7 protein-coding genes are annotated in these 9,271 nt (G+C 62.8%); 4 read left to right on the forward strand and 3 right to left on the reverse strand.

Going from position 1 to position 9,271, the window contains the following annotated elements:
• The first annotated feature begins 128 nt into the window (after positions 1-128).
• The 4 genes from ACIHCQ_RS06860 (at position 129) to ACIHCQ_RS06875 (ending at position 3,078) form a co-directional block, all read left to right on the forward strand.
• Positions 129-542 carry an NUDIX domain-containing protein gene (locus ACIHCQ_RS06860; RefSeq protein ID WP_399658621.1) on the forward strand — a complete coding sequence of 138 codons (414 nt, stop codon included), beginning with the start codon at positions 129-131 and terminating at the stop codon, positions 540-542.
• Between the two features lie 6 nt (positions 543-548).
• The gene (locus tag ACIHCQ_RS06865) at positions 549-1,721 is read left to right on the forward strand and encodes a helix-turn-helix domain-containing protein (protein ID WP_399658623.1); all 1,173 of its coding nucleotides are present in this window, start codon (positions 549-551) and stop codon (positions 1,719-1,721) included.
• A 293-nt stretch (positions 1,722-2,014) separates the two neighbouring features.
• A complete protein-coding gene (locus ACIHCQ_RS06870) occupies positions 2,015-2,866 on the forward strand; it encodes a helix-turn-helix domain-containing protein (protein ID WP_399658624.1) in 852 nt (283 codons plus the stop codon).
• A gap of 17 nt (positions 2,867-2,883) precedes the next feature.
• Positions 2,884-3,078: a DUF397 domain-containing protein gene (locus ACIHCQ_RS06875; protein WP_399658625.1), complete on the forward strand. Its 195-nt coding sequence runs from the start codon at positions 2,884-2,886 to the stop codon at positions 3,076-3,078.
• Positions 3,079-3,249: 171 nt separating this feature from the next.
• Here the strand turns inward: ACIHCQ_RS06875 and ACIHCQ_RS06880 are convergent, their stop codons facing one another.
• The 3 genes from ACIHCQ_RS06880 to ACIHCQ_RS06890 form a co-directional block, all read right to left on the reverse strand.
• Positions 3,250-5,799: a hypothetical protein gene (locus ACIHCQ_RS06880; protein WP_399658626.1), complete on the reverse strand. Its 2,550-nt coding sequence runs from the start codon at positions 5,797-5,799 to the stop codon at positions 3,250-3,252.
• A gap of 528 nt (positions 5,800-6,327) precedes the next feature.
• Positions 6,328-6,747, reverse strand: coding sequence for an SgcJ/EcaC family oxidoreductase (locus ACIHCQ_RS06885; RefSeq protein ID WP_399658628.1), 420 nt, complete (start codon positions 6,745-6,747; stop codon positions 6,328-6,330).
• A gap of 34 nt (positions 6,748-6,781) precedes the next feature.
• Positions 6,782-8,770: a tetratricopeptide repeat protein gene (locus ACIHCQ_RS06890; RefSeq protein ID WP_399658630.1), complete on the reverse strand. Its 1,989-nt coding sequence runs from the start codon at positions 8,768-8,770 to the stop codon at positions 6,782-6,784.
• Positions 8,771-9,271 lie beyond the last annotated feature (501 nt).

Here is a 9,271-nt window from a genome sequence, read left to right on the forward strand (position 1 = left end):
ACGCACCGCCTCGTAAAGTGACAGATTGTCAACCCACTTGGGCGACCGATCAGGGCTGTCAGGCACCGGGTGCGTGTTACGTTCCGAACGTCTCGGCTCTGCCATCGCACCGATCCGTGAAGGACGCCATGACGTACACGCCACACACTTTTCCCGTCTCCGTGAAGGGCGTTGCCGTGGGCGGTGACGGCCGCGTGCTGTTGCTGCGCAACGAACGAGACGAGTGGGAACTGCCCGGCGGGCGGCTGGAGCTCGGTGAGTCCCCCGAGGAGTGCGTGGTGCGCGAAGTCGAGGAGGAATCCGGCTGGGAGGTTGCCGCCGGGCCGCTGCTGGACGCGTGGGTGTACCAGCCGATCCCCGACCGGCACGTCCTGATCGTCACCTACGGCTGCACGGTCCTGACTCCGGACGTGCCGCCCGTCATCAGCCACGAGCACAAGGAAATCGGGCTGTTCACGGTGGCCGAGGTCCCCGCCTTGCGAATGCCCGACGGATACAAGGCCTCGGTTGCCGCCTGGTACAAGCAGCAAACGGGGCGGTAGACCCCGGTGGACGACGACGGCCGTCTGCCGGCTCCGCGCGTACTGCTGCCGCACACCCTGTGGCACTGGGCGACCCCACAGGCTGAAGCCATTCTCGCCACCCGCGACCTGGGGCCCATCCTGCGGTTCTACCGGCAGATCCACGGCCTCTCGCAGACCGCCCTCGGACATCTTCTCGGCTACGACAAGACGTACGTCTCGATGGTCGAGAACGGACGCCGCACCATCGACGACGTACCGTCGCGCCGCCGCATCGCCGCTGCTCTGTGCCTCCCGCCCCACGTGCTGGGGGTCACGGACCCGGCCGATGCCGACCACTTCGCCATGGTGCAGTTCGGGGACTCCACCGTCCGGCTCGCGGAGATCGTCCGCCAGAGCGGGCACGCCACCGAGGCGGTTGCCGAGTTGTGGCCGCTGGTGGCCCGACTGGAAGCCCAGATTGCCGACGGTCACACCGAACGTGAAGTCCTCACACTGCTGGCCCGCGCCCGCGTCGGACTGGGCGTCGCTCTGGGCCACGTCCTGCCCGAAGAGCGCCTGGCCACCGCCGCCCGCTGGACCGGCCAGGGTCTGGCCATTGCCCGGTACCTGGACGATCCGGGCATGTGCTCGTACGCCTTGCGGATGCACGGGAACGAGCTGCGCAAGGCCGGACTGGTCGGAGCCGCCGTCGACCGGCTCCACCAAGCCGTCGCCGTCGCACCTGATGACGACGGGCGCGCCTCCGCCCTGACCCTGCTGGCGCGTGCCGCCGGAGAACTGGGCGACGGGACCCTCTTCGACACGACCGTACGAGGCAACCGGACGTTGCTCGAACGGGTCGCGCACACCTCGCTGGTGAACCCCTTCGCATTGCACGAGATCCGGATGCGCGGCCTGGTCGCCACCGGGCGAGCGGACCAGGCCGTACACCTCGCCGGTGAACAGTCCCCCGCCACCTCGGCCATCACGCCGCAGTGGCAGGTGATCGAGCACGTCACCGCGGGCCGGGTCCTGCTGCTGCGCGGGGATCGTACCGGCGCTGCTGACCGGCTGACGGCGGCGATCAGCGCGGCGAGCGCCCACCGGCTGCCGCACCAGCTTCAGCGGGTCATCCGCATCACCGGCCGTGCCCTGCCCGCGCTCTGTGCACGGGCGAGCCAGACGCTGGACCGGCTGCGGCGGGAGATGGCCGCGTAACCGGCTGGTTGGGACCTGAGCGACCGGTTGCGTCGGTTTCGCATTCATCGGGCCTCCAAGTGCTTGCGTGCTGCGCGAGTTGTTGTGCTCTGCTGTCCCGCACGGTGGCCTGCCGCCTTCCGGGCATGACGGAGAGCGGTGCGCTGCCGGGACTGCGCAGTGCGTAATTGGTGTGCTACAGACCGTAGGGCGCAACTTGCATCCGTCGCAACCTGCATCCCAAAATTTCCTACGGAAGAGGCGCGTGCCAGGATGGAGCGTCAGATCCCATGAGGCGATGAGGAACGGGCCGCATGCCGCAACGCAGCAACCCGACGGCACGCCAAGTCAGACTTGGCGCCGAACTGCGCAAGATGCGCGAGCGTGCCGGCCTGACAGCGCGCGAGGCCGCCGCCGCGCTCGGCTCGAACCACATGATGCTCAGCCACCAGGAAGCCGGACGCGCAGGAATCAGCGAGCAACGGGTCTGTCGGCTCGCGGAGATCTACGCCTGTGAGGACGAACTCCTCGTCAACGCCCTGTCGGCCATGGCGAAGGAGCGCGGCAAACGCTGGTGGCAGGCGTACCGAGGCCGCATCGCGTCCAGCTTCCTGGACGTCGCCGAGCTCGAACACCACGCCACGTACATCCGCACGTACCAGGTCGCACACATCCCCGGCCTCTTCCAGACCGAGGAGTACATGCGTGCCGTCTTCGCCCTCTCAGCGCCCCAACTCACCGACGCGGAGCGAGAACTCCAGATTGAGCACCGGCTACAGCGCCAGCAACTCATCGAGCCCGAGGCACGTGTCCCCCAGGAAGCGATCATTCACGAGGCCGCGCTCCGCATGCGCTTCGGCGGACGCAAGGCCGCCCGCGCGCAGCTGGACCGCGTCCTGGAACTGGCACACCGCGACAACATCTCCGTACGGGTCGTGACGTACGACGCCGAAGGGTTCGCAGGGCTCGGCAGCCCCGTCATGTACGCGGGCGGAGCCGTACCCCAACTCGACACCGTCGAGCTCGATGCCCTGCACGGCGTCCTGTTCCTGGACGCAGAAGCACAACTCACCTGGTACAGCATCCTCTTCGACCGCATGGCGGACGTTGCACTTACCGTCGAAGCGTCACACGATTTCATCCACCGCCTGGCGCAGCAGACCTAGACATGGGAGGCCCCAGCATGCCCGCACCGCTCAACTGGCAGAAGTCATCGTTCTCCGGGGGAGGCGAAGGAAACGCCTGCCTCGAACTCACTGCCTCTGCTCAAGGCACACACCTCCGCGAGAGTGACGATCCCAACGTCGTACTCACGACAACACCCGACGGACTCCAAGCCCTTATACACAGTGTGAAAGCTGAGACAGTCGAGCCCTAGTTTCATTTTTCTGAGTCCCGTGTCGGAGTTCGGGCTGCTGCACGCGGTTGAGCGGGAGCCCGCCGATATCTGGGCTGGCCCAGCCTTCTCCGCCAGGATTACCGCTCCGGGCATAGTGGTAATCCTGGTGCGCTGATTACCGGAACGAGGGAAATGGTTCAGATTATTTCTTCACTGCCAGAAATTGGTGGATGATGCATTTCTCTTCTGGATTGCAGCATCAGCCTTGGACTCCGCAATGTCGATATCGGCCGTGAGCTCCGCGCTTACTTCCGCCCAGCTAAATGAGGGCTCCAGGTCAGACGTAGCGAAAGTTTCCCACTGGGCATCCAGATAAGCGTGAAACTGTTTCGCCCTATGAACTCGGTCCTTGATGCTGTGAACATCTTTGATGTTTCTGCGTACGCTCGGATCAATGATCGGTGTATCTACGATCATTGCATCTATATAGCTGAAGGAGTGTGCGAGCTTGCGGTATAGGTAATTTCCGACGCTTGTAGGGCGGTAAGATCCTTCATCTGTTGACTCGGTGTACGCCAACAAATTCTTCTTCGACGCCCTGTCGAGCTGCGCCCCGATTTGTTCTTGAGAGAAGCCAAGGCTTTGGCCGAAGGAGTAGAGGCCTGCTGCCGATACAAGCCCGTTACCGCCAGCGCTCTCAGCCACTCTCTGTGCGTGAGCCAGAATATTAGGCAATAGAAAATGTTCCCGGCCATCATTTGTGGTGATGTCAAAAATATTGCAGACCGCGCTTGCTTCAGGGCTAAAGTAATCGTAATCCCCAAAGACGATCGCTCGAACAAATTCATGCATGGGGACGACGTAAACGCGGCCTGAGTCTGCGACATCGAGAACTCTTTGAGTCGAAACATACCCACTGCCAATGAAGGTAAAGAGAAACATGAGGGCGTTCCGAGTGTTCCCTCCACTCATGTTATCCATGAGAGATTTGAGTTCGTCATCGTATTTAAACGCCTTGATTAGAGCGTCCAAATAAGCCACAAGATCATTATCGTCGATCGAGAGATTCTCCGGAAAAATGCCTTCCGTGCCCGACTCTATGACTTTCGCCCGGGCGTATTCCAGGCGCTTGGTGACGACTTGGTCTGTACGCGCTGGTTCAATCGTGAAAACTCGAGTTTGGTAGGCGGCAAGTGCTCCGTGTGAGCGCGACTGGAAGAAGGTACTTGGCCTGATGGCTACGAAGACTGTTCCTGGCCACGAATCGGCAATGGAATGAGCTGATTCGAAGATACGTTCTTGAAAATCTGGGGGCCGCTGATCGATGTTGTCCAGCACGACCAGAGGTGATTTGGCTGAGGTGGCACGGATGTGCTCCAGTGACCGACGTAGGTGCTCGAACTCTTTGGAAAGATGACCCGCCAGCATCAACCGCTCCTGCTTTCTGTATTCATCAGGATCGGACTCATCGCCGAATATCGTTCGCTTGAATTTATTGATTTCCTTATTGTAAACAGCCTTTACGAAACTTCTGTCATGGATATCGATTCCGTAGTCCGCCTCTAGCTGCTCCGACATTCTCTCCGTAATATACATGGGAAGGTCGTTCACGAAGACGGGTTCTCGCACGAAGTCCACGTAGAGGATCAGAGAATTCTTAATTACATCTTTTGCGTCCACTCGAATAAAGTGGCGTAGGAACATGCTTTTGCCAACCCCAACATCGCCCAAAAGGATAATTGGACGTCGACTCAGCCCAGTAGTAACCATGTCGGCCGTTAGTTTTGGATTTATTCCCCTTTTTGTCGACGCCTTTTCGACCCCACCTGCAACGGCAGCGGATATAGACGTGTACCGCGCCCTCAGGACTTCCTTGCTTAGCATCGAATACTGGGAGAGTGCGCCACTTGCACAGTAGCAATCCCTGACGAATTCGTCGGAGATCTGCTTCTCATGCTCCAAGTCCTGGATGAAGAGTTGGCCCAGCATCTTTAGATCAGTTTCCAGCTCGGTCCGCTTTCGAAATCCCGGGTATCGCGGAATGGAGTTGGCTAGTTTTTCGGGTGCCAGCGGCTGGTTCTTCCTGCCAATCAGGTATCTTTGCAGGTTTTTCGTACTGATTGCTGATTTGGAAAGATATCCCCAAAGCATGCGGAAGTTGTCATACATCTCTTGAAAGGAGCTGAAAACCAGGGCTTCACCCTCTAGGGGTGGCACTCCATCTTGTCGTGAGGCAAAGAAAGCGGCCAATTGGTGACCATTTGAAATGATGCCGATGGGTACACCGCGTTCTTGGCAATAGCCGAGAACCTGGCGAATAGCATCAGCCGTATTTTTATTGTCCATTAGTGTGGGAACGGAAATGGCATGCCTTCCCGCGATGCCCGCCGGGAGGCTAAACGAGATCCCCTCTCGCTTTGCTTCTAGAATGAACTGTCCTGCTGGCTTGCCAACGATGTAGTCCACATAGGAGCCGTTATGATGATCTTCCGTCGTTGCGTCTTGCGTGTTCCAGTCTAGGCAGTTGAACAGCAACGCATCGATTAACTGCATACGCGTTGTGTCCTCGTTGGCTCCGCTGCCAACCGTGGGCGATGAAGAGAGCTTCTTGAGTTCATTTTTAGCGCTGGCGTACGGATCCATTTCGCCCCCAGTTGAAGAGTGATCATTGGATCGATCGATCGCTCCTGCTTGCAACCAGCATCCTGGAAATCGGGTTTGGTTGCTACTGGTATGCCAATGTTCGCGCACATCAGGCAACCGCCCGAGGGTACTTCGTGAGTGGCCGACGGCTTTGGCCGGTGGTCTGCCTGGTCTTGCACGGTGCGGGTCCCGGACTGGGGACTGTGGGTAAGGTCGAGGAGTCCGAGCCTGAGGGTTTTCCGTTTCAGGTGCTCGCTGCTGTGGCGCGGCTGGCGGAGCCGGGGACCGAGCGGGGCGGATGATACCCAAGCTCGGTGCTGCTGCCCCATGTTTGCTCAGTGACGCGCTTCCGAGCTGTCCGGCACGAGCCGATTCGTGAACCCTGAGCGGCACAGCATGGGCCTGCGCCGTGACTTTTGCCCGAGCTGACCGTGACCAGGCCGGCTCGGCCCTGAAAGCGGGCATCGACCCGGCCTCGCCCGAGGCCGATCCGATCGTCACGGCGCACTACGCGTACCTCCTCGGGTGCTCCGGCGACGTTGAGCTTCGCCGTCGGCTGTCGACTCGGCTGGAGAGGGTGAACGACCCCCGCAGGGATTCGGGCCGGGAACGGAACGGACGGGCGTCAGTTGTTCCCCTCTCATGTCACGGGGCGAGCACCTCCGTGTTCTGGCAGGCGACCAGCTGCCATCGCCCGTCCTCCTTGGCCATGACGTAGAGCGGGGTGCCCGGGTTTCCGAGCGGCTGACCGTCGAGTGTCCAGTACTGCGCGTGAGCCTTGACTGCGGCGACGTCGGGGCGGATGAACAGGACGTGCACCACCTCGTACGTGGCCGTTGAGTCTTTCATCGCACCGGGGAGCACCTGATGGGTGAAGGCCGAGATCTCATCACGACCGGTGAGCCGCTTGCCGTGGCCCGTCGTCCAGATCGCGTCGGCCCGGAACAAGCCGACGAACTCCTCGGGGAGCTCGTTCTGCTGGGAGTGCTCAAGATTGGCGATCACCTGCTTGATCGCTTCAATCTCGGCTTCCCTTGTCTGCTGGTCCATGACTGCCATATCCATGCCGAGGAGCATGGAACCCCAACCGCGCTTGAGGTCAAGCCCCCGCCACGCGAACGGTGAGCGGGTGTGTGTCACCGAGCGCGCTGCGGCAGTCCTCAATCAGCGCCGCCAGTAAGGGGAGCGCCGGCACTTGCCCGGCGGACAGGCTGACCATGCGGGCATGGTCGTAGCGTGTCGCCAGGGTGCGCGGGTGGTGAGTTCCGTGGAATTCCTGCTGCTCGGCGATCACGTGCGCCAGCTGGAGAACAGCCTCACCCGGGTCACCCGCTTCCCCGATGAATCGCGCGAGTTGGTGCCGGGTGCTGAAGGTCCGCGAGTGCCGTCCGAGGATACGTTCTTGGTCGGTGAGTACGGCTTCGAGCTGTCGGACAGCCTCGGCGGGGTCACCCGCTTGTCCGGTCAGGACGGCGATCTCGTAGCGAGTGGTGAGGACACTGGGATGGGATGGGCCTATCACCCGTTCCTGGTCGGCACGCGTCCCTTCCAGTTCTTCCAGTGCTTCTGTCACGTGGCCCGCGAGTCCCAAGGTGCGGCCGAGTTCCTGACGGGTGAGGAGGACCTCTATATGTTCGTGGCCCAAGGCCCGCTCTTGATCAGGCAGGAGCGCGCGATACCGCTGCACGGATCCTGCGAAATCCCCTGACTCCCTGCACGAGCGTGCCAGGACCCTGCGCGTTCCCAGTGTCTGCTCATGGCCGGCGCCCAGGACCCGCTGTCGGTCCAGGACAAGTTGTTCCAGGACGCCGGACGCCCGGACGAGGTCTCCGGCTTCGAGGAGATAGCGGGCGATGTCGTTGCGCGCGACAAGAGTCGCGGGGTGATCGTCACCGAGACGGGAGCGGCGCTGCTCGATTGCGGACCACAGCACCTGGACCGCTGTCGCGGGGCGCCCTGCGTTGCCGAGGGCGATGGCGTGCGCGTACTCGGCTTCGGGCACCCCGCTACGGCGCGCGAAATCGAATGCCTCGACGGCGATGGTCGAGCGCATCAGGTACACCGCCGCCCACCCGATGCTGAACGCCTCGTCGGGTGAGGCCGTCGCCAGGAGGACTCGCCAGCTGGTTTCGGGTACGGGAGGGAGCCACGCCAGGTCGATCAGATAGTCGAAGGCCAGGTAACCGCCGTCCGCCGGCAACAGGAGACTGCTCGCCCCGTGCACGGCCGACGTGGCCCAGTCGAAGGCCGCGTCCGAGGGTTCCGGGCGAAGCAGCGGGCCGCCCCGTGGGACCAGGTACTCCTCGTGCAGCCGCAGCAGGACCTCCTCGCTGACCGGGCGGTGCAATCCCATACGCCGGCAGTCCACAGCCGCCGCGACCAGGGCGGCGCCGCGTGGGTGTTCACCTGCCTGCCAGGCGTGTTTCCAGTCCTTCACCAGCTCGGGACCCGCGGCCAGCAGCTCGGCCACCCCGAACCGGCTCGCGCCTTCGGCTGCCGCCCTGATGCGCCGGTCATCGACGGACGACCGCGCCAGCCGGACTTCACGCGGAGTCCACAGACGATCCAGCTCAACCGGATCATGCGCCATGAGAAGGACCTCGCGCCCCGACTGCCAGGTCGCCGCTTCTGTCACGTCGCGCTGCCGAGCGCTGTAGCGGTCGTATTCCTTGCTGCGCATCGAGGCGATCAGAGTCACGTGCCGGCGGGACCCGGCGAGCATGGTGGTGACCATGTCCGCTGTCAGCCCTCCTACTCGGAGGAACTGGTCGAACTCGTCGCACCACACCACGCAGTTCCGGGTCGCGGCGACCCGCGCCGCCAACGCCCGCAGGTCCTGGGTCGGCCTCGCGTGAAAGAGCACGTGGTCGGGTACGGCCGCCTTCATCGCCTCGAACGCCAGCCGTGACTTGCCGGCCGTCGATTCACCGACGATCAGCACGAAGCCTCCGGAGGCGATGCGACGTCGTACGTCCTCGAACCGGTCTCTGCGGATAAAGTCGGGCAGGCGGTCGGCCCCTGTTTGTGAGTCGCCGCGCACCGCCGCGGGGTGGACGCCGAGAGCGATGGGGTCCGACAATTCACGCACACGGCAGGGTTGAAGACGTAAGTCCTCTGCCTGGCGTGCCAGGCGGCGGCGAAGGGTCAGCGCGCTTTGGGCCTCGGCGGTGAACACTCCGGTCAACGCCGCACCAACTGCCGCGATGACGGCTGTCGCCCATCCCGGCAACCACACTGCTCCCGCCAAGGCCGCCGCAGCCGCTGCGGTAGCCACTCCCATCAGTACGGCCCACGGCCGCAAGGATCCCCACAACGTCAGGCTCCCGACCCCATGCTCACCGTCTTCGCGGTGAGCTGATCCCAGTGTCGTGCGCCTGGGGGCGGGCGCGGGAGGTTTCAGTTGAGTCGCAGTGAATCAGGCGGCCCACGATAGGGTTTCGCTGTGCGTTGATCTTCTGGGCGGCGGCCGAGTGCCGTCGCGGATGGTGTGGGCTACCGTTCCTAGACACTGAGCGGGAGTGAGTCCTGGTGCCAGGACTGCTGCTCGGTGGCGCTGCCCCGAACGGTGTTGGGCAGGCTGGTCTCCCGC

Origin of the sequence: Streptomyces sp. NPDC052236, assembly GCF_044548015.1 — a bacterium.
In the GTDB taxonomy this organism is placed as follows: Bacteria; Actinomycetota; Actinomycetes; order Streptomycetales; family Streptomycetaceae; genus Streptomyces.